23 protein-coding genes and 2 riboswitches are annotated in these 24,108 nt (G+C 49.7%); of the genes, 14 read left to right on the plus strand and 9 right to left on the minus strand.

Features of this window, described 5'->3' with window-relative positions:
- The 8 genes from KQJ23_RS08470 to cobS all read left to right on the plus strand — a co-directional run bounded on the left by KQJ23_RS08470 (position 1) and on the right by cobS (position 8,445).
- The gene (locus KQJ23_RS08470; RefSeq protein WP_216478409.1) at positions 1 to 1,026 is read left to right on the plus strand and encodes a TRM11 family SAM-dependent methyltransferase; all 1,026 of its coding nucleotides are present in this window, start codon (positions 1 to 3) and stop codon (positions 1,024 to 1,026) included.
- A 180-nt stretch (positions 1,027 to 1,206) separates the two neighbouring features.
- Complete coding sequence (locus KQJ23_RS08475) at positions 1,207 to 2,595, plus strand: methyl-accepting chemotaxis protein (protein ID WP_216478410.1); 1,389 nt, start codon at positions 1,207 to 1,209, stop codon at positions 2,593 to 2,595.
- Positions 2,596 to 2,675: 80 nt separating this feature from the next.
- Positions 2,676 to 2,883, plus strand: a riboswitch (cobalamin riboswitch).
- A 184-nt stretch (positions 2,884 to 3,067) separates the two neighbouring features.
- Positions 3,068 to 4,084 carry an ABC transporter substrate-binding protein gene (locus KQJ23_RS08480; RefSeq protein ID WP_216478411.1) on the plus strand — a complete coding sequence of 339 codons (1,017 nt, stop codon included), beginning with the start codon at positions 3,068 to 3,070 and terminating at the stop codon, positions 4,082 to 4,084.
- Positions 4,081 to 5,124, plus strand: a complete 1,044-nt coding sequence (locus KQJ23_RS08485) for a FecCD family ABC transporter permease (protein ID WP_216478412.1) — start codon at positions 4,081 to 4,083, stop codon at positions 5,122 to 5,124. The genes KQJ23_RS08480 and KQJ23_RS08485 overlap by 4 nt, the downstream gene beginning before the upstream one ends.
- A complete protein-coding gene (locus KQJ23_RS08490; protein ID WP_346779365.1) occupies positions 5,121 to 5,927 on the plus strand; it encodes an ABC transporter ATP-binding protein in 807 nt (268 codons plus the stop codon). Before KQJ23_RS08485 ends, KQJ23_RS08490 begins: the two co-directional genes overlap by 4 nt.
- Before the next feature lie 48 nt (positions 5,928 to 5,975).
- Positions 5,976 to 7,067, plus strand: coding sequence for a nicotinate-nucleotide--dimethylbenzimidazole phosphoribosyltransferase (gene cobT, locus KQJ23_RS08495; RefSeq protein ID WP_216478413.1), 1,092 nt, complete (start codon positions 5,976 to 5,978; stop codon positions 7,065 to 7,067).
- A complete protein-coding gene (gene cobU / locus KQJ23_RS08500; RefSeq protein WP_216478414.1) occupies positions 7,064 to 7,636 on the plus strand; it encodes a bifunctional adenosylcobinamide kinase/adenosylcobinamide-phosphate guanylyltransferase in 573 nt (190 codons plus the stop codon). The genes cobT and cobU overlap by 4 nt, the downstream gene beginning before the upstream one ends.
- Positions 7,633 to 8,445 carry an adenosylcobinamide-GDP ribazoletransferase gene (gene cobS / locus KQJ23_RS08505; RefSeq protein ID WP_216478415.1) on the plus strand — a complete coding sequence of 271 codons (813 nt, stop codon included), beginning with the start codon at positions 7,633 to 7,635 and terminating at the stop codon, positions 8,443 to 8,445. The genes cobU and cobS overlap by 4 nt, the downstream gene beginning before the upstream one ends.
- A gap of 81 nt (positions 8,446 to 8,526) precedes the next feature.
- On the opposite strand, the gene KQJ23_RS08510 is transcribed toward cobS, so the two are convergent.
- The gene (locus tag KQJ23_RS08510) at positions 8,527 to 10,218 is read right to left on the minus strand and encodes a methyl-accepting chemotaxis protein (protein WP_249529610.1); all 1,692 of its coding nucleotides are present in this window, start codon (positions 10,216 to 10,218) and stop codon (positions 8,527 to 8,529) included.
- A 217-nt stretch (positions 10,219 to 10,435) separates the two neighbouring features.
- On the opposite strand from KQJ23_RS08510, the gene KQJ23_RS08515 reads away from it, so the two are divergent.
- Positions 10,436 to 11,137, plus strand: coding sequence for a queuosine precursor transporter (locus KQJ23_RS08515; protein ID WP_216478417.1), 702 nt, complete (start codon positions 10,436 to 10,438; stop codon positions 11,135 to 11,137).
- A 45-nt stretch (positions 11,138 to 11,182) separates the two neighbouring features.
- Here the strand turns inward: KQJ23_RS08515 and KQJ23_RS08520 are convergent, their stop codons facing one another.
- Positions 11,183 to 12,274 (minus strand): M24 family metallopeptidase, encoded by a 1,092-nt coding sequence (locus tag KQJ23_RS08520; RefSeq protein ID WP_216478418.1) that lies wholly within the window; start codon positions 12,272 to 12,274, stop codon positions 11,183 to 11,185.
- Positions 12,275 to 12,466: 192 nt separating this feature from the next.
- Between KQJ23_RS08520 and KQJ23_RS08525 the strand changes: the two genes are divergently transcribed.
- Together KQJ23_RS08525 and KQJ23_RS08530 are read left to right on the plus strand one after the other, a co-directional pair.
- On the plus strand, positions 12,467 to 13,987 hold the full coding sequence (locus KQJ23_RS08525; RefSeq protein WP_216478419.1) for an MDR family MFS transporter: 1,521 nt from the start codon (positions 12,467 to 12,469) through the stop codon (positions 13,985 to 13,987).
- Between the two features lie 18 nt (positions 13,988 to 14,005).
- Positions 14,006 to 14,581 (plus strand): PadR family transcriptional regulator, encoded by a 576-nt coding sequence (locus tag KQJ23_RS08530; RefSeq protein ID WP_216478420.1) that lies wholly within the window; start codon positions 14,006 to 14,008, stop codon positions 14,579 to 14,581.
- A gap of 89 nt (positions 14,582 to 14,670) precedes the next feature.
- On the opposite strand, the gene KQJ23_RS08535 is transcribed toward KQJ23_RS08530, so the two are convergent.
- Genes KQJ23_RS08535 through queC form a run of 5 tightly spaced genes read right to left on the minus strand, consistent with a single transcriptional unit; the run spans position 14,671 to position 18,125 of the window.
- Positions 14,671 to 15,666, minus strand: coding sequence for a 2-hydroxyacid dehydrogenase (locus tag KQJ23_RS08535; RefSeq protein WP_216478421.1), 996 nt, complete (start codon positions 15,664 to 15,666; stop codon positions 14,671 to 14,673).
- 32 nt (positions 15,667 to 15,698) lie between these two features.
- Positions 15,699 to 16,196 carry a preQ(1) synthase gene (gene queF / locus KQJ23_RS08540; RefSeq protein WP_216478422.1) on the minus strand — a complete coding sequence of 166 codons (498 nt, stop codon included), beginning with the start codon at positions 16,194 to 16,196 and terminating at the stop codon, positions 15,699 to 15,701.
- Positions 16,197 to 16,232: 36 nt separating this feature from the next.
- Positions 16,233 to 16,973 carry a 7-carboxy-7-deazaguanine synthase QueE gene (gene queE / locus KQJ23_RS08545; RefSeq protein ID WP_216478423.1) on the minus strand — a complete coding sequence of 247 codons (741 nt, stop codon included), beginning with the start codon at positions 16,971 to 16,973 and terminating at the stop codon, positions 16,233 to 16,235.
- Positions 16,966 to 17,460, minus strand: a complete 495-nt coding sequence (queD, locus tag KQJ23_RS08550) for a 6-carboxytetrahydropterin synthase QueD (RefSeq protein WP_216478424.1) — start codon at positions 17,458 to 17,460, stop codon at positions 16,966 to 16,968. Before queD ends, queE begins: the two co-directional genes overlap by 8 nt.
- Entirely contained in the window at positions 17,457 to 18,125 is a 669-nt protein-coding gene (gene queC / locus KQJ23_RS08555; protein WP_216478425.1) for a 7-cyano-7-deazaguanine synthase QueC, read from the minus strand. The genes queD and queC overlap by 4 nt, the downstream gene beginning before the upstream one ends.
- A gap of 98 nt (positions 18,126 to 18,223) precedes the next feature.
- A riboswitch (PreQ1 riboswitch) is annotated at positions 18,224 to 18,267 on the minus strand.
- A 160-nt stretch (positions 18,268 to 18,427) separates the two neighbouring features.
- On the opposite strand from queC, the gene KQJ23_RS08560 reads away from it, so the two are divergent.
- Positions 18,428 to 20,086, plus strand: coding sequence for a copper amine oxidase N-terminal domain-containing protein (locus KQJ23_RS08560; RefSeq protein WP_216478426.1), 1,659 nt, complete (start codon positions 18,428 to 18,430; stop codon positions 20,084 to 20,086).
- Positions 20,087 to 20,316: 230 nt separating this feature from the next.
- A complete protein-coding gene (locus tag KQJ23_RS08565; RefSeq protein WP_216478427.1) occupies positions 20,317 to 20,724 on the plus strand; it encodes a NusG domain II-containing protein in 408 nt (135 codons plus the stop codon).
- A gap of 26 nt (positions 20,725 to 20,750) precedes the next feature.
- Here KQJ23_RS08565 and speD read toward each other — a convergent pair whose 3' ends face one another.
- Positions 20,751 to 21,557, minus strand: a complete 807-nt coding sequence (gene speD / locus KQJ23_RS08570; protein ID WP_216478428.1) for an adenosylmethionine decarboxylase — start codon at positions 21,555 to 21,557, stop codon at positions 20,751 to 20,753.
- A gap of 114 nt (positions 21,558 to 21,671) precedes the next feature.
- The gene (locus KQJ23_RS08575) at positions 21,672 to 22,037 is read right to left on the minus strand and encodes a DUF805 domain-containing protein (RefSeq protein WP_216478429.1); all 366 of its coding nucleotides are present in this window, start codon (positions 22,035 to 22,037) and stop codon (positions 21,672 to 21,674) included.
- 248 nt (positions 22,038 to 22,285) lie between these two features.
- Here KQJ23_RS08575 and KQJ23_RS08580 point away from each other — a divergent pair, with 248 nt between their 5' ends.
- The gene (locus KQJ23_RS08580) at positions 22,286 to 24,010 is read left to right on the plus strand and encodes a cellulase family glycosylhydrolase (protein ID WP_216478430.1); all 1,725 of its coding nucleotides are present in this window, start codon (positions 22,286 to 22,288) and stop codon (positions 24,008 to 24,010) included.
- Positions 24,011 to 24,108 lie beyond the last annotated feature (98 nt).

Raw genomic sequence — 24,108 nt, forward strand, 5'->3', positions numbered from 1 at the left:
ATGAAAAGTAGCTGTGAACTAACGGAATATGAATTGGGAGAACAGTGGCGTGCTGGAGTCTGCATATATCCCTATGCTTGTCATGAGAGCGAGCGCGATCTGTGCAGGCTGGAGCTGTCGTCTTTATTTGAAGCAGGGACGGATAGTACGCTGTTTAGCAGCCGATTCGAAGCCAAAAGCGGGTCTAGGAATTACATTCAGAGTCTCAAGATAATTGCTCCGGATCGGAGCCCGTTCATATCCATGCGAGTCGACATCGGGTTGCAGACCCCAACCTTAGAAGAGCTGCTGGAGCAAGCAGAACACCTTACGCTGAACGAGCGCAGCTTCAAGATCATGTATCTGAAATGCGGAGAAATGCGAAGCTATGAGGAACAGCGGGAAATGGAGCGGCTTGTTGGCCGGAGAATACAGGGCAAGGCTGAGATGAGATCGCCTGATCTATTGTTTGGATTGCTAGCTTCTGAAGAGGGATGGCAGCTAGGCATATGCCGGCAGGGGCTTCGCCCTTGGCTTACTCATAAGCATAAGCCGAGCAATTATTCAACAGGTCTGCCCGCAACCGTCGCCCGCTCTTTAGTCAATATCGCAGTGCCAGAGCCGGAGGAAATCAAGGTGATTGATCCCTGCTGCGGGATGGGCAATGTCATGATCGAGGCTTTATCGATGGGAATTGATATTGTAGGGGTAGATATAAATCCGCTTGCTGTACAAGGTGCGCGGAAAAATCTCAGCTTTTTCGGATATGACCCTGCTGCTTTGGTGAAGCTTGGGGATATGAACGAAGTGCGTGAACACTATGACTCGGCGATTCTGGATATGCCTTATAATTTATGTTCTGTCCTGCCTGAAAGTGATAAGTTGAATATGCTGACCAGCTTAGGGCAGATCAGTTCAAGAGCCGTAATTGTAACTACGGAGGAGATCGCAGACTTGCTCCCTGGGTGCGGTTTGCGGGCTATTGGTTATGCATCCTTAGACAAGGGGAGCTTTAGAAGACATATATGGCTATGTGTAAGAAATTGAGAGGTTAATTCCGATTTTGTCCGATTAAGGCCTATAAACATTACGTTATATGTTATGTTTATGGGCTTATTTGTTTATTTTTATTTAAAACCATATTTTTTTCCTTGGAAAGCACTGTCTATAGCCAGGAATCTATTTTATAATGTTAGGTAAATTGACATTATAGAACGGAGTGGAGCTATGTTCCGATTTCAATCAGCAGTCAAGAATAAACGCGAGGAGGTTTCTCCGGTTTGGGAGAAGATGGCCCGGGAATCTTTAGTTGCTGCGGACCGTCTGCAGGCAGCAGTCAGTGAAGTGGATGAAAGCATGGAGCAGCTTCAAGAGCTGTCCGATATTTCTTCTGCACTGGACTTGGACTTGAAGGCAGGTAGTGAGCGTTCTTTGGAGCAAATGCAGGAGAGCTTGGCCGTGGTCCAGGAGGTCGCTTCCTCTGCACAGAGAATTCAGGAAGCGGCTGATCAGCTGTATCTTCGGAGCGACAAGACACTTCAGGAAGCTTCACGTATTACTCAGGCATTGGCTGAGGCGGATGGTACGATCCGCTCGCTGGCAGAATCACAGCAGTCCATTTCCGGTCCATTAGGTGATCTCGAGGACAATACGCGTCTTTTAAACAAGCTGTATGAAGAGCTGGAAGGAATTGCAGGCGAGGTATCCTTGCTTGCACTAAATGCGTCCATTGAAGCAGCCAGATTGGGAGAGCAGGGCAAAGGCTTCGATGTCGTGGCAAGCCGGATGCGGCAATTGGCTGAGCAGAGTACAACTGCAATCGGCAATTCGGCTCCGTTGTTTCGCCAGATATCTAATGAAGTATCACGGGTGAAGAATACGATCAAGCAGGGTCAATCCTCGGCCATGGACGGGGTGGCGCTGTTGAGATCTATGGGAGATGACATTCGATATATTTCCGAGGAGGTTGCCTCTGTGAACGAACACGTTGCGGAGACGGGACGTCTTAGCGAGGAACAATCGGAAATGACCGGCAATATGGAAGTTATGATGCAAGAAGTACATCAGGTGCTTCAAAGCAATATCATCCATGTTGATGGGGCGCTGCGGCGCATGGATTCTCAACGAGTACATATTTCCCGGCTGAAGTCGGTAGCCTCAGGACTTCATCTTGCCCAGGATGAGCTATTATCTTCTCTGCATTCTGTTCGCGGAGTCCTTGATCAACAGGACCGAGGATTGACATCCGCTTATGTGGAGGAGATAGGCCAAGTCTTTGCGGACAAGCTTCATGCTGAAGCGGTCGGAGGTTCGTATGAGGATATGAATATAGATGCACATCATACAGCGCTAAAATCGTTGTTAGCCAGAGAAGCAGGGTTGGAGGCGGCCTGGACCAACCGAGCGGATGGAACCTTCGTTGTCTCCATCCCTGAGGCGGGACTGCTGAATGCTAAGGGAAGGGAATGGTTCCGGCAGGCCATGAAGGGCAGGGCGGTCATATCAGAAGTATATGTGTCGGCGATTACGAAGCAGCGCTGTATTACGCTGGCGGTACCGATTACAAAGGGTGCGGCAGTAGTAGGAGTTCTGGGAGCGGATTTGTCGCTGGATTGATCAGCTCAGGAGTTGACAGTATTGTGTCTTTATAGCTTTTCCCCTATAATCCAATAGAGAAAGAAAGGTCTGAACAAGAATCGAATAACCTACCTGTTAGGTCCTGAAGCCAGCGTTTTACGTGTGTCTTCAGGTTAAAAGGGAAGCCGGTGCAAATCCGGCACGGTCCCGCCACTGTAACCAGGGATGAAGCTGCAAGAGGCCACTGCAAGCAAGATTGCTTGACGGGAAGGCGAGCATTCATCGAAACCTGGAAGTCAGGAGACCTGCCAGCAGGAAGCAGACGGTCCTTCGAGGAAAGGATAACGTTCTATCAAAGCCAGCGGAATGCCTGTACATGCTCAGGCTTGCTCCGTGCTCTCTTTGAAGACGTGACCCTCCCAAGCGGACGGGTTTTTCTTTTTATGTCCCGTTTATTCGTGTTCCGGCATTTCTTGACTACATTACAGATTTATGGGGGAGAGAACGAATCATGAAAAAATATACTCAGATGTGGGCGCTGGTACTGCTTGCTCTCGTGATTGCACTGACAGGCTGTGGTGCCAAGGAGAACAATAGTGCCGCGACAAATAACGGAACAAATGCGGTTCAAAATGCTGAAAACGGGAATTCATCCAATACAGCGGATGAACAAGCTGCTGAATCATTAAGCACTGAATATCCGTTAACAGTGACCGATGCCTTCGGAGCGGAATTCACCTTTGAAGCTGCGCCAGAGCGCATCGTATCTCTGGCGCCTTCCGAGACGGAAGGGTTGTTCGCGCTGGGGCTGGATGAGCAGGTAGTGGGGGTATCCGATAATGATGACTATCCGGAAGCGGCTCAGGCCAAGCCGCGGATGGGCGGGTTTCAAATTAATGTTGAAGCTGTCATCGCAGCCCAGCCTGATTTAGTGCTTGCCGGCAATCTGGTTGGTGAGGACGTGGTGAAGAGCCTTAGTGATCTTGGAATCAAGGTATACCGTTCCAATCCGAAGACGGTGGAGCAAGTCATGGAGAATATTCGTACCGTCGGACAAATTACAGACCGGGGACAAGTCGCAGAAGAAGTTATCGCGGGGATGGAAGCTGAGTTGAAGAAAGTAACTGATGCTGTGCAATCCGTACCGGCTGATCAGAAGAAGCAAGTATACATCGAATTTTCGCCGGGCTGGACGGTTGGCAAGGGTGAATTCATGGATGAAATGATCACGCTTGCCGGAGGCGTGAACGTCGCTTCCGACATTACCGGCTGGAGCGAAATCAATGAAGAAAACATTATCCAAAAGAATCCGGATGTCATTCTGTATGCGCAAAGTGTAATAGATGAAAATAATCGCACATTGGCCGAGATCATCAAGTCGAGAGGCGGATGGGATCAAATTACGGCGGTGAAGGAAGACCGTGTTGTTGGTCTGGATGACAATCTGTTAAGCCGTCCGGGTCCGCGTGTAACTCAGGGCTTGATCCAGGTTGCCGCAGGGATTTATCCGGATCTGATCCAGCCATGAGATCCAAGCTGACCGGCTACGGTATTCTCGGATTGGGACTGCTGTGCATTACGCTGGTCATCTGTGTCGGCTTCGGCTCCGTATCCGTGCCTGCACGGGAGATTGCCGCGATTCTTGCTCATCGCATTCCGGTGATCGGCAGTATGGTAGAACCGCAATGGAGCACCGCTTCAGAGACGATTGTGATGCAGGTCCGATTACCGCGGGTGCTGTTGGGATTGTTGGTCGGTTCTACGCTGGCTGTTGCGGGAGCTGCGTTTCAAGGCGTGCTGCGCAATCCGCTTGCAGACCCGTTCACGCTCGGCGTATCCTCCGGATCGGCTGTCGGAGCTGCGGTGCTCATTTTCTTCGGGTGGCAGTTCTCCTGGATCGGCATATTCACGCTCCCGGTCGTTGCCTTTACTACGGGGGCGCTGACGCTGGGCATTGTACTCTGGCTTGCCCGTGAGCAAGGGAAGATTCCTGCGGAAAGCCTGATCCTGTCCGGTGTAGTGATGCAATCCTTTTTGGGTGCGATTGTGTCGTTCCTGACAGCGATGTCGAAGAAGACGATTAATGAAATTATGTACTGGACAATGGGAAGCTTGAACCTTCGAGGATGGTCGTATACGGCCATCCTGCTTCCATATTTACTGGCTGGCTTGATATTTCTGTGGAGCCAGGCCCGTTCGCTGAATCTGTTGGCGCTTGGCGAGAAACAAGCAGCCCATTCCGGGCTTCATGTGGAACGCACCAAGATACTGACTTTGCTTGTCGCCACTTTAATGACGGCGGCGGCTGTATCGGTGTCCGGGGTCATTGGCTTTGTCGGCCTGGTCATTCCCCACATGATCCGTTTGTTCACGGGATCTGATTACAGATTGATTATCCCGCTATCCGCTCTTGGCGGGGGGATCTTTATGATGTGGAGTGATCTGGCGGCCAGATCACTGCTTGCGCCTACAGAAATTCCGCTGGGTGTGATTACAGCCTTTATAGGCGCTCCGTTCTTCGGATATTTGCTATACCGAAAGAAAAAAGTCAGAGAGAGTGAATCATGATGCTCGAAGTAAAGCAGGTATCCAAAGCGTACGGCAAGCAGCAGGCATTAAAGGATATTGACTGGAAGGTCAAGCAAGGGGAATTCTGGGGAGTCATCGGCCCGAACGGCAGCGGCAAGAGCACCTTGCTGAATCTGCTGTCCGGTACGGAGATGGCGGATTCCGGGGAAGTCCTTCTGCTTGACAAGCCGATCAGATCCTACCGGCGTAAGGAGCTTTCACGGCGTCTTGCCGTATTGCAGCAGGATGGCCTTCCTCCCGTATCGTTTACGGTCAGAGAGGTTCTGGAAATGGGTCGTTATCCTTTTCAGAACTGGCGAGGAGCGGATATGGATGAGCATGCGGAGCATATTCTGGAAGACATTATGCAACGTCTTGATCTGACCTCTCTCGCAGATCGGCCGCTAAGCAGTCTGAGCGGAGGACAGCGTCAGCGGGCCGCCTTGGGCAAGGTAATGGCTCAGCAGCCTGAGATTATTTTACTGGATGAGCCCACTACATTTCTGGATATTCGCTATCAGCTGCAATTCATGGAATTGGTCGAGTCATGGCGGCAGCAAGATGGCTTAACCGTGATTGCAGTTATGCATGATCTCAATCTGGCCTCGTTATACTGCGATGCCTTGCTTGTGCTGGATCGAGGGCATGTTGCAGGTGCTGGTTGTCCGCAGCAGCTGATAACGCCTGAGCTGATTCAGAGAATCTTTACGGTCAATGCGTATAGTGTGCCGCACCCCGATCACGGCGAGCCGCAGCTGCTGTATCGAAAGGGACTCTCACAGACTACACCGGATGAATTCTGATAGAATAGGAATACGATAATTCTATTTCTTGGAAGCGAGGTTGAAACGATGAATCAGACGATCTCAAGCCTGGTGGATAGCATTGCTCCGGTGGACAAGTCTGCGGAAGAGGCGGCTTTGGCCCATCTGAATCAGTTGACGAAGCCCCCGGGCAGTCTCGGTAAATTAGAGGGGTTAGCCATCAAGCTCGCCGGAGTGAGCGGAAAAGTCATGTCCTCATATCCCAAACGTGCCGTTGTTGTAATGGCCGGGGATCACGGGGTATGTGAGGAAGGGGTCAGTGCTTTTCCGTCTGAGGTGACCGCGCAAATGGTCGGCAATTTCCTGAATGGCGGTGCGGCTGTTAATGTACTTGCCCGTCAAGCGAGTGCCGAGGTGCTGTGTGTTGACATCGGAGTACAGACGGATTTGCAGCACCCTGGATTGATATCGAAAAAAGTCAGGTACGGAACAGCTAATATGGTCAAGGAGCCGGCGATGACTCGGGAAGAGGCAGAGGCGGCTATTATAGCCGGCGCTGAGGTTGCCCGGGATGCCTACTCCCGAGGTATAAGACTCTTTGTGACCGGGGAGATGGGGATTGGCAATACAACGGCAAGTGCGGCTGTGATGAGCGGCTTGACGGGCATCTCCACCCGGGAGAGCGTCGGCAGGGGGACTGGAATTGATGATGACGGACTCCGCCTCAAAATCATTACTGTAGATCGGGCCCTCGAATTTCATAAGCCGAATGGTAATGATCCGGTGGATGTCCTGGCCAAGGTAGGCGGACTGGAAATTGCCGGTCTTGCAGGCGTTATCCTCGCTGCTGCGGCACTTCGCTGTCCTGTCATTATTGACGGATTCATCTCAGGTGCCGCAGCACTTGCTGCATATAAGCTGGCGCCTGATACTGTCCAATACATGATTGCTTCTCACGTATCTCAAGAGCCTGGGCATGTTCATTTGCTGAAGGAGCTTGGACTGGAGCCTATGCTTCATCTTGATATGCGATTGGGTGAAGGAACCGGGGGTGTCCTGGCTATTCATCTTGTCGATGCTGCCTGCAAAATTATGGCTGAGATGGCGACGTTCGCAAGCGCCGGGATTTCTTCAGCTTCCGATGGGGATACACCTCCGCCAGAGGGGGAACCGCGATGATCGTATTGGTCACGGGCGGTGCGCGAAGCGGCAAGAGCAGCTTTGCCGAGTCATGGTGCATAAAGCACAGTGAATCCGGGAACGGGCTGTATATAGCGACCGCACAGGCTTTTGACGAGGAGATGAAGGAGCGTATTCAGCTTCACCGGGACCAGCGGGAGGAGAGCGGGTTCATATGGACCACGCAGGAAGAGCCTCTCCGGCTGCCGGAGCTGCTCCGGACCTCGAGTCAAGCAGGAAGCGGCTCACCGGTTGTGCTTGTGGATTGTCTTACATTGTGGCTTTCCAATGTGCTGCTAAGCGATGGAGAAGAGAACGGCCCGGGGGGAGAATCCCGGACAGAATCCAGCATCCGTCAGCTTGTTGAAGCCGTGTCGGCATATTCAGGTCAGCTTGTTCTGGTGACTAATGAGGTAGGAAGCGGTATTGTCCCAGAATATAAGTTGGGGAGACAGTACAGGGATCTGGCAGGACGGTTGAATCGAAGCATCGCAGCGATTGCTGATCAGGTATTTCTGGTAACCGCAGGTATTCCAATCGAGCTAAAGAGCAGGGAGTATCGATTATGAGACAGACGGTACAGCCGATTCAAGCGGCCTTTCAGTTTCTGACCCGCTTCCCGGTCAAAGCGGAGCTGGACTTCACACCGGAGCTGTTGCGGGCGAGTACGCGCCATTATCCGTTAGTTGGAGCAGCCATCGGCTTAAGTATGTGCGCAGCAACGCTGGTAGCCTCCTGGCTGCTTCCGCCGTTGCCTGCTGCTGTCGTTAGCCTGATCATCTGGGTCTGGCTGACGGGAGGTCTGCATCTCGATGGCTGGATGGATTGTGCAGATGCCCTCCTTAGCTACCGGTCACGGGAAAAGATGCTGGAGATCATGAAGGACAGCCGGGTAGGAGCCATGGGGGTTCTGGCCTGCGTTCTGCTGCTGATGCTAAAGGCCGCGCTGCTCTCCTCGCTTATTGCTGCCGGTCAATTGGCTATCTCCTGCGCCTTGTTGACGGTGCCGGTATGGAGCCGCTGGTTCATGGTGTACGCTATGAGCAAATGGCCGCCTGCCCGAGGCGGAGAAGGACTTGCCGCAAGATTCGAAGGGCTGAACGCATCCCATGCCCAAAGTGCAGCAGTATCAGCTATCTTGATCACATTTTTGGGCATGACGATTCCTTTATTAGTGTTTGGCGTTACCATCGGGCTTCCGGCTGCTTCCTATGGAATCTACTTCTTTGCCGCTCCATTATTGACGCTGGCAGCTGGAATATATGCGGGCGGCAAAGTCAATAAGAAGCTGGGAGGATTAACGGGGGATGTGTATGGCGCGCTTAACGAAGGCTTGGAGAGTCTTCTTTTGCTGGCCGCAGTTATTTTGTTTCTCTAAATACTCAGGTGTTTTGGTCTAATCAAATCCAAAAGCGGCTGTCCAAAGGGAAGTTAATCCCGTCGGACAGCCGCTTTATTTCTAGATTTTGAACTTGAGCACTTCATTTTGAAGGATTAAGGCTTGATTGTACAGATCCTGCACGGTCTTCGTATGCTCTTCCATTTCCGTGATTTGCTGTTCCGCATAACCGGCAATTTCTTCGATACTCTTCAACGATTTGCCCGTAATATTGGCGGCCTCCTCCACGGAGGCAGTCACTTCTTCCGTTCCGGCAGAGACCTCCTGCGTAGAAGCGGAGACGCTTTGGATCGTCATGTTGATATTGTTGATCAATTCAGTCAATTGCTCGAAAGCGTTGCTTGCTTGCGTTACGCGCTCCGTGCCCGAATGGATCTCATCACCGACTAAATCCATTGCTTGTACCGAATTCATCGCTTCTTCGCGGATACCCAACAAATTCTCGCTGATATGATCCGTTGCAATCCGGGACTGCTCTGCAAGCTTGCGCACCTCTTCGGCAACAACCGCAAAGCCTTTGCCATGCTCGCCTGCGCGGGCTGCTTCGATTGCTGCATTGAGTGAGAGAATATTGATCTGCTTCGTAATCTCCATAATCGTACTGACTGTTGTAGAGATCGACTCTGACCGGTCATTAAGCGCCGCAATCGACTCTCTTGACTTGTTGGCTGCTTCTTCGACCAGCTTCATTTGAGAGACGGCGGTTTGAGCAAGCTCATTACCTGTCATTGCTTCATTAGAGGCTTGACCGATCTTCTCGGTTACTTCAGCCGACGAGGTAGCAATATGCTGCACGCCCTGAGAGATTTCTTCCATTGCACGGGCATTTTCAGCCGTAGTGGAAGCAATGGTGTAGCTGCCTTTTTCAATTTCGCTTGTAGCTGCGCCGGAACGCTCCGTCAGTTCTTTAAAAGTGGCGGCCGATTGATTCAAGTATCCGGACCCATCAACCACGGCCTGGGAGGTCGTCATAACCTTGCCAATCATATCCTGCAATTGCTTGCTCATCATTCGGAAGCTCTCAGCCAGCTTGCCGACCTCATCCTTGGAAGTAAAATCAACAGTTTCTCTGAAGTCGCCCTTGGCCATTTTTTCAGTCGCGATAACCAATTTCTTCATGGGCTTGGAAATTCGGCTGCTGACAATATAAGCTCCGAGCAAGCCGATCACGATGACGGCAAGCGAAATCAAGAGACAAATCCAGAGAATGAAGGCTTCTTTGTCCTTGATAAAAGTGGCGTCCATGCTTACTGCCAGAATAGCAGTGCTGCCAGGCAGCGCGATGTAGGCGGTCTTATGGTAACCATACTGATCCGCGTAAAGATCCGTGATGGAGGCATTGCCTTTCGATTCCGCAGATTTCATGGCCTCCTGGATTTCAAGCTTGTCCCCGACTTTCATCAAGGAATCATCGTTGACACCGATTAACGTGGCCTCGTTCTCTTGCAGATCGATTAAGTAGGCGGAATCCAGTTGAAACTCTTCTACCTTCTGCGCCAGATAAGACTCAACGGCAAAGCGCGAATTTTCTTTTCCTTTTAATAGTTGAAGCGCTTGGGAGGTATCCATTTGTCTGAAAATATCCTTGGAGCTGGTTCTCAGGACTTTGTCGAACTGCGGCAGAACCTGCTGTGTAATGATTCCGGTAGACACCACATAGAAGCTGGTAGTAAACATTAGGGAAGATAATAAGATAACCACTGTAAATGTCACCATGAATTTGCGGTTGATAGAATGACTCAGTTTCAGCATGAACATCCTCTCCATTTATCCAATTTTCTTTTTCTCTATGTACTATTAGGGCGGCAATTGTAATTGACCGCTGTTCATTGTATCTATTCTATAGAAAAAAAAGGTTTTTGAAAATAATAATTTTGTGTATTTCATTTTCATTATCGTCACTTTTGGGAAGAAAGTGTAGTAAAGAAGGCTGAATTGTGATAATTTGTCGTTTGGGAGGCGAGGAAGCTTGTTTAATGTTGCTTGGGGTATTTTGTATATGCTTGTAAATTTCAGTTTCTTTCTGCTTTGTTACAAGCTGTTTGGTAAAAAGGGAATATACGCCTGGATAGGAGTGGCTACTGTCGTGGCTAACATTCAGGTGATCAAAACGATTGAAATGTTCGGCATCGTTATGACGCTGGGCAATACGATGTATGTCAGCTTGTATCTTGCGAGCGATCTGCTGAATGAGAAGTTTGGGCGCAAGGAAGCGAAGAAGGCGGTATGGTTCGGTTTCTTCACCCTGATTATGACGACGATCCTGATGCAGATGACGTTGGTCTTTGAACGCCAGCCAAGCGATATGGGTCAAGCCTCGCTGGAGACGATTTTCGGTCTGATGCCAAGGTTGGCCTTAGGAAGCCTGAGCGCCTATTTTGTGAGCCAGTTTATGGATGTTCGCCTATATGCCTGGATCCGCAAATTTTATCCCGCCCGCAACCAGCTATGGATCAGAAATAACGGGAGCACGATGGTAAGCTCGTTTGTCGATACCTTGATCTTCTGTACTATTGCATTTGCCGGCGAATACAGCCTGCAGGTATGGACGGAAATTTTACTGACGACCTACTTATTCAAATTTGTACTGACGGCAGCGGGGACGCCGTTTCTTTACATCGCACGTAATTTTCGCCATGAAGAGGATGAAGCTGCCGTTGCCGGCTCCTAGATAGCAAGACCTCCAATCCCGAACCAGGGATGGAGGTCTTCAGTCTTATACACATTGAAGGTGCTTGGGAAAGGAGGTAAGGACGTCCACTCCCGAGTCTGTCACTGTAACATCGTCTTCGATTCGAACTCCGGCGACGCCCGGCACATAGATTCCAGGCTCAACGGTGAATACATTGCCTTCCCGCAGGAAGAGCTCGTTCTGGCCGTGCACGGAAGGGAATTCATGAACATCAATACCAAGCCCGTGCCCAAGCCGATGATTGAAATAAGGGCCATAACCCGCAGCTTCAATCACATCTCTGGCAGCCTTATCGATGGAGCCGAAGGTAACCCCCGGCTTGATTGCAGCAATTGCTGCTTCATTCGCGGCGAGTACGGTCTCGTAAATTTTAATCTGCTCGGCAGATAGCTCGCCAAAGCCGAAGGTTCTTGTAATATCAGAGGCATACCCATTAGCGTAGACTCCGATATCGAACATGATCATATCTCCGCTTCGAAGCTTGCGCTCACCCGGCACACCATGCGGGAGTGCCGTCTTTTCCCCGAACAACACCATGGAATCAAAGGAGGGACCGTCAGCTCCGAGCTTGCGGATTTGATACTCGACCTCGGCAACAAGCTCGTTCTCGGTAACCCCTTCCTTAATCTGCTTCAGGCTAAGCTCAAGCACCTGCTCGATCAGCTTGGCGGCATGCCGCATCCGCTTGATCTCCTCCGGACTCTTTCTGATCCGCATCTCGCGGAGAGATGGACCGATATCGGCTGATGCCGAGAATCGAAGCGCCTCTTGCAGGCGTTCATACCGGTCCAGAGTTACATATTCCTTTTCAAGTCCAAAGGTACCTATAGAGCGGTCTGACCCCAGTCTTTGCCGGAGCAAGCGGTAAGGGTCCTCGGTATCCTGATGAGTGATTAATTCCATGGAGCCGATAGCCGCCTTCGCCGCCTCTCCGTCCAAAGCAGGTGCGAACAGAACAGGCTCGCTTCCGGCTTTCAACAACAGTCCCAGAAAGCGTTCATGAGGATTGCTGAGAAATCCGGTTAAATAGTAGACATGCTTGGGATCGGTGATCAAGAGCGTATCCATGCCGAGCTGATGCATTTGCTGTTCAAGCTCGATCCAGCGTTGATCCATAATCAAAACTTCCTTTCATGCGGATTCTTTATTTATTATAGGACAAAATGACGCTGACAAGGAAATGAATGCTGAGTTGCATTGAAAAGTGTAAAGCTATTTTGTCTGAAATTTTAAAAAAACGGAATTTACATTTTACACGTTTCAGCTACAATAAGATTGTTATTCAAATTTGAATAGAGGGGGCTCGGCATGGCTGAAGCTAATAATGACCGTACAAAATGGATTCTGCTAGGTTTATTGCTCGGAATTCTGATGTCGGCGATGGACAATACCATTGTAACAACGGCTATGGGGACAATTGTCTCTGAACTCGGAGGAATGGAGCAATTCGTATGGGTCACCTCCGCATATATGGTTGCAGTCATGGCAGGAACCCCGATTTTTGGGAAACTGTCCGATATGTATGGCCGGAAAAGATTTTTTATCTTCGGGATTATTACCTTCCTGCTTGGATCGGTGCTGTGCGGTATGGCGACGAGTATTGTACAACTCAGCATTTTCCGGGCTATCCAGGGGGTAGGCGGGGGCGCCTTGATGCCGATCGCCTTTACGATTATTTATGATATCTTTCCAGTTGAAAAGCGGGGGAAAATGACCGGGCTGATGGGGGCTGTCTTCGGTACCTCAAGCATCTTCGGGCCATTGCTTGGAGCCTTCATCACGGATTCGCTCGGCTGGAACTGGGTGTTCTATATCAATGTGCCGATCGGCCTGGTCTCATTGCTTCTAATTGTATTGTTCTATAAGGAGTCGATGGTCCGTGCGAGTCAAAAGATCGATTGGGGCGGCGCCTTCTCCCTGGTAGGGGCTGTTGTGTGCCTCATGTTTGCGCTGGAGCTGGGCGGTGAGAAGTTTGCCTGGAACTCCTCGGTAATTATCGGCTTGTTCACGGGCTTTATTGTGCTGTTTGTTATTTTCTTGCTGGTTGAGCGGAAGGCATCCGAGCCCATTATCTCCTTCGATATGTTCCATAACCGGTTATATGCGACGAGCAGCTTGCTGGCTTTACTGTACGGAAGTGTATTTATCGTAGCTACCGTGTACATTCCGATTTATGTTCAAGGGGTATATGGAGGAACGGCAACCAATTCGGGATTGATACTGATGCCGATGATGGTCGGCTCTGTCGTGGGTAGTATGCTGGGCGGAATGCTCACCTCTCGAATGTCTTATCGATCTATCATGTCTATCTCGGTGGTATTTTTCATTGCCGGCATTTTTGCCTTGAGCACACTTCATGGAGATTCAGCACGTTCCTTGCTGACGATGTACAGCATTGTGGCGGGATTCGGCGTCGGCTTCTCCTTCTCCGTGCTCGGTATGGCGGCGGTTCATCCGTTCGATATGCAGCGGCGCGGCGCGGCAACCTCTACGAACTCCTTCCTGCGTTCACTTGGAATGACGCTTGGAATTACCATTTTCGGGATCGTACAGCGGAATCTGATGACCCGCGGAATGGAGGATGCTTTTCCGGGTATGGCCGGGGCTGCAGCGCAATTTGGCGATACCCGCGAAGCCCTGTCTCCTGAGAAGCGGGCGTTGATCCCGCAGGAAATTTTGCAGGGAATTGTTGACGCCATGTCCTCTTCGATTGCACATACGTTCATGTGGGCATTGCTGCCTGCCGTTCTGTCAGTCTTGGTTGTGCTTGCCATGCCGGGGGACCGGTTAAGCTCAATCGTCTCGGATAAGACGAAACAAGGCGCATAAAGGGGAAGGAGAAGACTGATGCAGTCATTATCCATCCGTCTGAGCATACTGGGGTTGTTAATGGAGCGGAATATGCATCCTTATGAAATACGTACACGAATGAAGGAACGGTTTCTGGATTTGCAGGGAAGGTTCAAAATCGGTTCGCTCTATTATGCGGTAGATCAATTAAAAAAACAAAATTATATTGAAGCCGTAATGACGGTTCAGGACGAATTGGGACCGGAAAAGACGGTATACCGTATTACTGACAGCGGCAAGGCTTATTTTCAGAATTTGCTGCTGGACCGTTTCCGGGAAGCGGCGCCTGACAATCATCCGCTTTATATTGCTCTTGTGTTCGCAGGTAAGGGGGATCAGGAGCAGATTGCCATGATCTTGCGGGAGCGGATCGGGGAAGCGGAGAGGCATGTCGAGTTATGTCACAGAACATATGCAGAACACGAAGGTATCGTGCCAAGAAGCGTGCTGCATTTGATGGCGGGATATTATGAGCATGCCAGGACAGAGCTTGCGTGGCTGCGCCGACTGCTGATCGACGCTGAAGCGGGAAAGCTTCATGAGATCAGCACTTTGCCGGGATTTGAAAATTGAACACGATGTATTTCTATCCGGTTGAGGAAGTGAAGCAGGGACCTGGGGGCGGTCAGCCCTCAGGTCCCTGTTGTCGTAGATGATATTATTTAACGAAGCTCTCTAACCAGACAGGACGGTGCATGCCCTTGCAGGGCGGCGACCAGATTCTCGGCTGCAAGCATGGCCATATCGAGCCGGGTCTGTGCTGTGGCAGAACCGATATGCGGCAAGGTGACGACATTCGGCATATGCAGCAGCGGATGATCCGGAGAGACGGGCTCATGCTCGAATACATCCAGACCCGCGCCGAAGATCAAGCCTTTTTGCAGAGCCTGAACCATTGCCTGTTCATCTACGGTTGCTCCACGAGAAGCATTAACGAAGATTGCAGTGCGTTTCATTAGCGCGAACTCGCCAAGCCCAATCATGCCTTTTGTTTCAGGGGTCAAGGGAGTCATCAGCACGATGAAGTCACTGGTTTGAAGCAATTCTTGAAGGGAAAGGTACTCCGCTTCGAGAGCCGCCTCGGTATCGGGCTTTCGATTCCGGTTATGGTAGGCAATATTCATATTGAATCCGAATTTTGCTCTGCGTGCCACAGCCTCACCGATACTGCCCATGCCGATGATACCGAGCTTCTTGTGATGGACATCCAGCCCAAAGAGCGTCTTATCGTCTCCCCGCTTCCAGGCGCCTTCCTTCACGTACCTGTCCATTTCCGGAATACGGCGGGCCACAGCCAGCATGAGACCGAAAATCAGGTCTGCTACGGTGTCATTCAATACGTCTGGAGTATTGGTGCCGATCACGCTTCTGGTCTTCATGGCCTCAATATCAAAATTGTTATAGCCTACACTGATTGTGCTGACTGCTCTCAGGCGGGGAGCATGCTCCAGCAGTTCGTCATCGATTTTGCCGCCGGAGGTCAGGAGGCCTTCGGCATCGCGAAGACTTGCCAGCAGCTTGTCCCGCGGGATGGGGTCTTCTTGCTCCCATTTGGTATAGCTGCAGTGCTCTCCCAAATAAGCTTCGACCTCTGGAGGGACTGAGCGGGCAATAAAAATGTTCGGTTTCAATGTTCCTCTCTCCTCTCTTTTCGGCATGATCAAGCTGCCCTGAAAATACAAAGGAGGGGCTAGCGGTTATCGACCTTCTCGGGATAGAGATCGTGATTCAGCAAGCGATGCTCGGCCATCGTCTCATACTTGGTGCCTGGTCTTCCGTAATTGCAATAAGGATCAATGGAGATGCCGCCTCGCGGTGTAAATTTACCCCACACTTCAATATATTTCGGATCCATCAGCTTGATCAGGTCGTTCATTATTATATTAACGCAATCTTCATGGAAATCGCCATGATTGCGGAAACTGAACAGATATAATTTCAGGGACTTGCTCTCGACCATTTTGATGTCGGGAATATAACTGATGTAAATGGTGGCAAAATCAGGCTGTCCGGTAATCGGACACAGGCTCGTAAATTCCGGACAATTGAACTTTACGAAATAATCCCGGTAAGGGTGCTTATTATCGAAGCTTTCCAGCATTTCCGGGGTATAGGTCATGGGGTACTTTACACCCTGGTCCCCCAGCAGGGTTACTTCCTGCATTTCTTCTCTTTGTCTTCCAGCCATAGATAGGTCTCCTTTTCATGTATACTCATGATTAGTCTATACGCCTCTTTTGTTCCCCCATACAAGCGCATGAAGCTGGGGCAGAATTCGGACGTTATTCATTGAACTCATCATCATGACGCGATCGATCAGCCATTCGTATCGCTGAAGCAAATCGGCCGCATGATGGGAAATGTCCATTCTGCGGACATCCGGATTTCCTACCTGAAGATACAGGTCGATCTGCGGATATCTCTGATGAATGGATTCAGCATAGATGAGGTCGGCCTCATCGAACACGACAACCTTGAGACTTAACGATAAAGGGGCTGGTCTACGGGATAGTCTGCGCGCAATCTCATTCAGCACATGCCAGTCCGTCTCCATTCCGGAGCTTGGCGGTTTGGGGGAAAGGGTGACCTGGTCGATCTCTTCCAGCCAATCCTGCCATCTTGAGCCCTGAGTCTCCACAGCAACCTCCATGCCCTGTTGATGAAGAAGTCTGATCAGCTCGGCAAGCTGCGGGAGCAGAGCAGGGTTGCCCCCGGATAAGGTGACATGGCTGAACCGGTTCCCGCCCAGCGAGATCAGCTCCTCCCAAATATCCTGGGCTGACAAAAGGCGAATTTGCTCCTTGGAGCTGCCGTCCCAGGTGAAGGCGGAATCACACCAACTGCAATGATAATCACAGCCTGCCGTACGAACGAACATGGTTTTCTGGCCAATGACCATGCCTTCTCCCTGGACTGTCGGACCGAATATTTCCAGCACCGGAATAGGGCGCGCCTTGTTATTCATCCTGCATCCACTCCCGTCTGACCTCCGCATAGCTGGTAGGCGTCTCATAGAGGCGAACGAATTCGGTTTGTCCCTCCGTTAATGAAGAGCAGTAAGGCTGAGATTGTAATGCGGACTCCATTTGCTCAAATAGCCACACAACCATATTCTCCGCTGTGGTATTCATAGGAGGCAGGGTTTCGTTCAAATAACGGTGATCCAGGTAGCCTTCAATTTCGTTCTTCCAAATATCCTTGATCGTTCCGAAATCGACGGTTAAGCCCCGGTCGTCAGGCTTGCCGCTGATGCCAAAGACAACCTTATAAGTATGTCCGTGCAGGTTTTTGCATTTGCCTTCATAGGCATGAAGATGATGCGCCGCGTCAAAGGTAAACTCCTTGCTGACGAGTACCCGGCGCTGATGGTAGCGCAACTGGGCAGGGGCTATGTCTTCTCCATAACGCTGGAGCCGTTCCACGATAACAAATTCACCGGGTTGTCTGCTCATTGCGGACCATCCTTCCCGCGCACGGTGAGGTATTTCTCCAGTCCGGCTTGTCTTAGCTTGCAGGCCGGGCATTCTCCGCAGCCGCTTCCGACAATTCCGTTGTAACAAGTGAGAGTCCGTTCACGCACATATTGAAAGGCGCCCAGCTCATCAGCCAGCTTCCAGGTATCCGCTTTATCGATCCACATCAGCGGCGTGTGAATGACGAACTGATAATCCATCGCCAGATTTAACGTGACGTTCAAAGATTTCACGAAGGAGTCGCGGCAATCGGGATATCCGCTGAAGTCTGTCTCGCAGACACCGGTAACAAGATGTCTTGCGCCGACCCCTTTTGCCAGAACAGCAGCAAAGCTGAGAAATAGATGGTTGCGGCCTTCTACAAATGTAGTCGGCAGCTCCCCTTCATGATGTTCAATGGCCATATCGCTGCGAGTCAACGCATTCTGCGTTAGTTGACCGAGCAGGCTCATGTCGAGCAAATGCCATTTTACCCCAAGCTCTTCAGCGATACTGCGGGCGCATTCAATCTCCAGACTGTGGCGTTGGCCATAGTCGAAGGTAACCGCCTCAACCTCGCGGAAATGTTTGAGCGCCCAGAAGAGACAGGTCGTACTGTCCTGTCCGCCGCTGAAAACGACAACCGCTTTTTCATTTTTAAGCATAAAAAAACCTCTCATTCCTCTATTATTGTGAAATAGAAAAGAAGGAGAGTTCTTGAACTGTGCCAGCAAAAAACAGACCGCTGCAACTAAATTGCAGGGTATTCTTAGTTTTTTATAGAGGGAGTTCGCGAACCTCTCCCATGGCGTGGGCCATGGATCTTCTTATTCAGTTCAGAGTTACACATGCAAGTATACCACAATCAGCAGGGAATAGCGCATGGAATAGAATGACTATAAACCTATTTACTTTATCAAAATTGTAAATAATAATGGGAGATATTAACTAGCTTAGGAGGAGAGAAATGAAAAGAATCCTACTGAAAAAATGGGGCTTGCCATTAGCGCTTCTTGCAATGACCATGCTTCTCCTGTCCGGATGTCAAAATGTCGCCGGTCTGGACATAAACAAGGCACTCGTGCAGAGCATGACTCAAGTCTCCGGAGAATCGAAGCAGACACTGTCGTTAGAACTGGTACCTGCGGAGGGAGTGGTTCATCCCGAAGCACAACAATTAATCGAACAGCTCAATTCCCTGTCGCTGACGATCGATAGTGCGAAGGTTCAGGACCAAGGCAACATGTCGGTTAAGGGATCGGTGCAGTATAAAGAAGAACAATATCCGTTCCATTTGTCGTTGGACGAACAAGGAATGGCTATACAATTAGAGGGCGCCAAGCAGCCAATATACATAAGCACCGAGAGCGGGGCCTTGAGCGGGATGTACGTGGGGGAAGCGGCAAAGTATGAAGATCAGATTCTGGGCTTCACCAAGCAGGCAGCAGAATTTTTCTTCAAGCATTTATCGAATCCCAAGACTCTTTCCGTGAAGCAGACGCAAAGTGAAGTGTTCGGAGAATCCCTGAGCCTCACCCAGCTGCATACCGAAATTCGCGGTGACGAGCTGCTTGCGATGGTAAAGCCATTTTTGACTAGCGTGGCAAAGGATGAACAGGGAATCAAAGATTTGGTCGGGGCATTTTACGATGTGTATTACCCGATTATGCAAGAGGCTTCCAGCTATTATGATGATTATTATTACGAAGATTACTATGATGATGAATATTATGAGGATTACGAGTACGACGACTACGACGACTATGAGTATGAAGACTATTACTACGAATCCGATGATTCCGATGATACGGTAGATCGTGGATTCGGATTGGACCTGTTCTCGATTTCGCAGTCCAAGCCTGTAGTAGTTGCTACCATGACAGCGACCATTCAAGAGGTGATCAATGCCCTGCTGACCGACTACGACGCGAACATTAAGAGCCTGCTTGAGGAGACCCCGGAGCTGAATGTGGTTCTCGGAAAGGATACCGTACTGAATCTGGATCTGTATTTTGACAGCAAGCTGCAGATTCGCAAACAGGCCATGGAATTAACGATTGCACTCCCGGCCTCAGAGGACTTTCCGCTTCAGTCTGTGAAGCTCAAGGCTGATACCGAACAGCGTAATTTGGGCGGAAATGTGGAAATCGATGCTGTTGACGTCACTTCAGGCGTCATTGATTACTTCGGGAAGCCCATGACTCCCGGTGAGATGCTTCGTAACTTCGAGTCCGATTCTGCCATTTATAAGCTGCTAAAGGAGGACTTCCAGTTTACGTACAAGAGCGTCTATCTCGATCCTCATAACAGTTATTATGGAGTGATCGTAAAGAATAACACCTCCTTTGTACCGCTTCGTTATTTGTCCGAAGAATTGGATGCTGCGGTTAAATGGGACGCGGCTTCAAAGAGTATTGTCATTACTGACGATATCACGGGTCAGGAGATCAGAGTGACTCCGGATTCAAAGCATGCTTCCATTGGCGGAAAGCCTGTAGTTCTGGTGCAGCCGGTCTTTGTCAGTCAAGATGGCGTGACATACGTGCCGCTTCGTTTCATGTCAGAGGCATTGGGAGCGAAGGTCACGGTTGAAGAGGACGGATGGATTTTCATTGAGCGTCCCTAAGCGTTTGTAAGCACAGGACAACTTAAGTTTATTTATGACTTACATGCGGAGGAACCGGACGAACAATCCGGGTTCCTTCGTTTTTTTATGTGGATAAATAAGGGGACCTTTTTTTCATTCGTCTGGGGAGCTTGACACAACAATCGGCGGCTTATACGATAGGAAGAGTGTATAACCGTAAAGATTACAATTTAAAGTAATTTGTTTTTGGTTGAAAGGGATGACTTGTTTTGTTAAAGCTAAAACGTGGAGATATTCTGCTGATTGTTCTGCTGCTGACTGCGGGGGTCGGTTGGCTTGTGGTGCAATATTGGGACGGCATGCGCGAAGTAGAGGCGGGGCAACTTAGCGCTTCGATTTCAGTAGATGGTGAATTTTATCGCTCTGTGTCGCTTGATGGCGAGGATGAGGAAATTGATATACAGACCGAGTATGGGCATAACATACTGAAGAAATTTGATGGGGGCATCCAGATGATTTATGCGGATTGTCCAAAAAAAATTTCTATGGCCATGGGCTTCATCTCCCGCCCTAATCAAACGATTATTTGTGTGCCGAACCGGGTCTTTGTGGAGATCGTCGGCTCCCCTTCGCCGGATATCGATCCGGCAGAAGAAATTGATGCTTATGTACGCTAAAAAAATCTGACTGGCACGACGCCAGATCAGATGATATTTTTCCCATAGAAGATTTCGTCCATCTCAACTGTTAGACGCTCGGTAATTTCCTCCTGTTCCTCCTTGCTTAACGATTCCTTCGTATAGCCGAATAAGTAATTATTCAGGTCGAATGCCTTGAGCTTGCACTTGGTGTGGAAGATATGCTCCTGGTAGACGTTGACGTCAATCATCTGATACTGTTCCAGTACTTCGTCAGGGATATAGTTCTGGATGGAGCTGATGTCATGGTCGATGAACAGCTTGTGCCCATTAATATCCCGGGTAAAGCCTCGTACGCGATAGTCAATGGTCATGATATCCGTATCGAAGGAATGGATAAGGTAGTTCAATGCCTTCAGCGGCGATATCTCACCACAGGTGGAGACGTCAATATCGGCCCGAAAGGTGCTGATGCCTTCATTCGGATGGTATTCGGGATACGTATGCACGGTAATATGGCTTTTATCAAGCTGGAGAACAACATTGTCCGGAAGCGGGCCGGGAGACTCCTCAAACGATTCGGTAGGAACTTCAACGACAGGCCCTTCTGATACCAGTACAGTGACGCTGGCTCCCTGAGGGACGTAATCCTGCTTCGCTACATTTAATACATGCGCCCCAATGATGTCGGCGACCGTCGTCAGAATGCTGGTAAGACGTTCTGAGTTGTATTGCTCGTCAATATAGGCGATATATGCCTCACGCTCTTCCCTGGTGCGAGTATAGCAGATATCGTACATATTGAAGCTGAGCGACTTGGTCAGATTATTGAATTCATGCAGTTGGATTCGCTGCTCCTGAGTCAGTTTCACGAAAGAGGCCTCCTTTGGTTATAGTACCTCTTCTTTTTTATACCCACTCTTGAAAGGAACAAACGTCAACCTAAAAAAACCGCTCCCCGAAGGGAGCGGCAAGGTGCCGGATAATTACGCAGAAACCGGAAGAGGTCCAGTCTTCGGGTTCGGGCCGTATTGGTTTGCTTCAGGATCGCTATCCAGGCAAGCGAAGATGATTAATACGACTGCTCCAACAAAGGGAATAAGGACAAGCAGAAGCCACAGGCCGCTTTTTCCGGTGTCATGGAGGCGGCGAACCCATAAGGCTATAGTTGGCAGTAGAACCGCCAAAGCGTACAGCCCGCCCAGGAATCCGCCAAGCCCCAGAATTCTATCCAGGATCCCGAGGACGAACGCGGCCAGAAGGTTGAACAAGATGAACATCCAGAATTCTGTCCGACGCGCCCTCCCGCTAAATCCCACATAGTTCTGTAATACCTTAAGATACCATTGCATTGTGTTTCCTCCCTCAAAATTGAGCTACATTCACATATGTATGCTGGAATGCTCTATTTATTTATAAATGATTTTCCAAAATACGACAATGTTCCTTTTGTACTATTTTATGCTTCCTTTTTCCTATCTCTGATTTGTGCATGAAATAATTCAAAATTAATATGGTATTGGCCTCCAGAAAATTGTGGTAACCTTAAAAAAAGAAAACGCTTACAATAAATTGTCGCGAAAGGGAGGAACATGAATCCATGAGTAGTAGAAAGAAATTCCGCTCGATCACCGCATTCGCCATGGCGGCCATGATGGCGGTATCCTTGCTGTCCTCAGCAGTATCCGCTGCCGCGGAGGAACTGAAAGCACCGGATACGAGATCAAGTATCAGCGCTTATGCCGAGGCCATGCAGCCGGGCTGGAACTTGGGCAACACCCTTGATGCTACAGGGGACGATGAGACATCCTGGGGGAATCCGCGTGTCACAAAGGAGTTAATTCAGCAAATTGCCGCTGAAGGCTACAAGAGCATTCGCATACCTGTAACCTGGGGACAGCACATGGGTGAAGCTCCGGACTACACCATTGACCCGGCGTATATGGAACGTGTTCAAGAGGTGGTAGGCTGGGCACTGGATGCCGATCTCTATGTCATGATCAATATGCATCATGATTCCTGGCAATGGATCAGCTATATGGAGAGCAACCATGATGAAGTGCTGGCTAAATATAATGCGGCATGGACGCAAATTGCAGACCGCTTCAAGAACCATTCAGAAAAGCTGATGTTTGAAGCGATTAATGAGCCTAGATTTACAGATGGAGGCACGACGGACAGAGAGAAGCAATATGAGATGCTGAAGGAATTGCTTGTCTCGTTCCACAAGATTGTGAGAGCTTCCGGAGGTGAGAATGGAGTACGTCCTCTGGTTATTCCTACACGCGAGACATCACCGGCTCAGGAAGACCTGGATGCACTGTATGAGACGATTCGGGAATTCAACGATCCGAATCTGATCGCAACGGTTCACTTCTATGGATTCTGGCCGTTCAGCGTTAACATTGCCGGGTACTATAAGCTGGAGCAAGATACGATGAATGATATGATTACGACGTTCGACAATGTCCGCAATACGCTGGTCTCCAAAGGAATTCCGGTCATTCTCGGTGAATATGGCTTATTGGGATTCGATAAGAATACAAGCGTTATTGAGCAAGGCGAGAAGCTGAAGTTTTTTGAAAATCTGATGCATGTGCTTAAGGAACGGCATATTACGCATATGCTCTGGGATAACGGGCAGCACTTAAAGCGGACAGAGCTCGTATGGTCTGATCCGGAGCTCATCCATATCATGAAGGCAGGATGGGAGCAGCGTGCTTCAACGGCTGAAACTGATCTTGTCTACTTGAAATACGGGGAAGAAATCAAGGATGTAAAGGTTCCATTGAATCTGAACGGCAACGAGCTTACTGGACTATATAACGGATCTACGCAGCTGGAGGAAGGTAAAGACTATGAACTGGCTGGTACGGAGCTGACCCTGAAGGCTAGTCTGCTGACCCGGGTAACGAAGGCAGGGCATCTGGGTCAGAATGCTATTTTATCCGCCAAGTTTAGTTACGGACCTGACTGGAGATTAAAGGTAGTCGTCTATGAATTGCCTCAATTGGGAGACACGGCTGGAACAGTAGATAACTTTGCTATTCCAACGCTCTTCAACGGTAATCGTCTGGCGACCATGGAGGCAATCTATAATGATGGCAGCTTCGCAGGCCCTCAGAACTGGACATCATATAAGGAATATGCCTACACCTTCATACCTGACTTTATGAAGGACCAGATTATCATTTCCGAGAATTTCTTCAATGAAACAAATGACGGAGAAGTAACCCTGAAATTCCACTTCTGGGGTGGGGATATTGTGAGCTACAAAATAACGAAATCAGGTACACAGGTTACAGGAAAGGCCGTTACAGAGTAAAACCTGTGCTTGGCTGACCCATATAGAGAGGCGTCCCGAGAGGGGCGCTTCTTATCTTTTTAAAAAGACTTGCCCATTGGAGAATTCTGGGTTATGAT

Origin of the sequence: Paenibacillus brevis (genome assembly GCF_018919145.1) — a bacterium.
Classification (GTDB): Bacteria; Bacillota; Bacilli; order Paenibacillales; family Paenibacillaceae; genus Fontibacillus; species Fontibacillus brevis.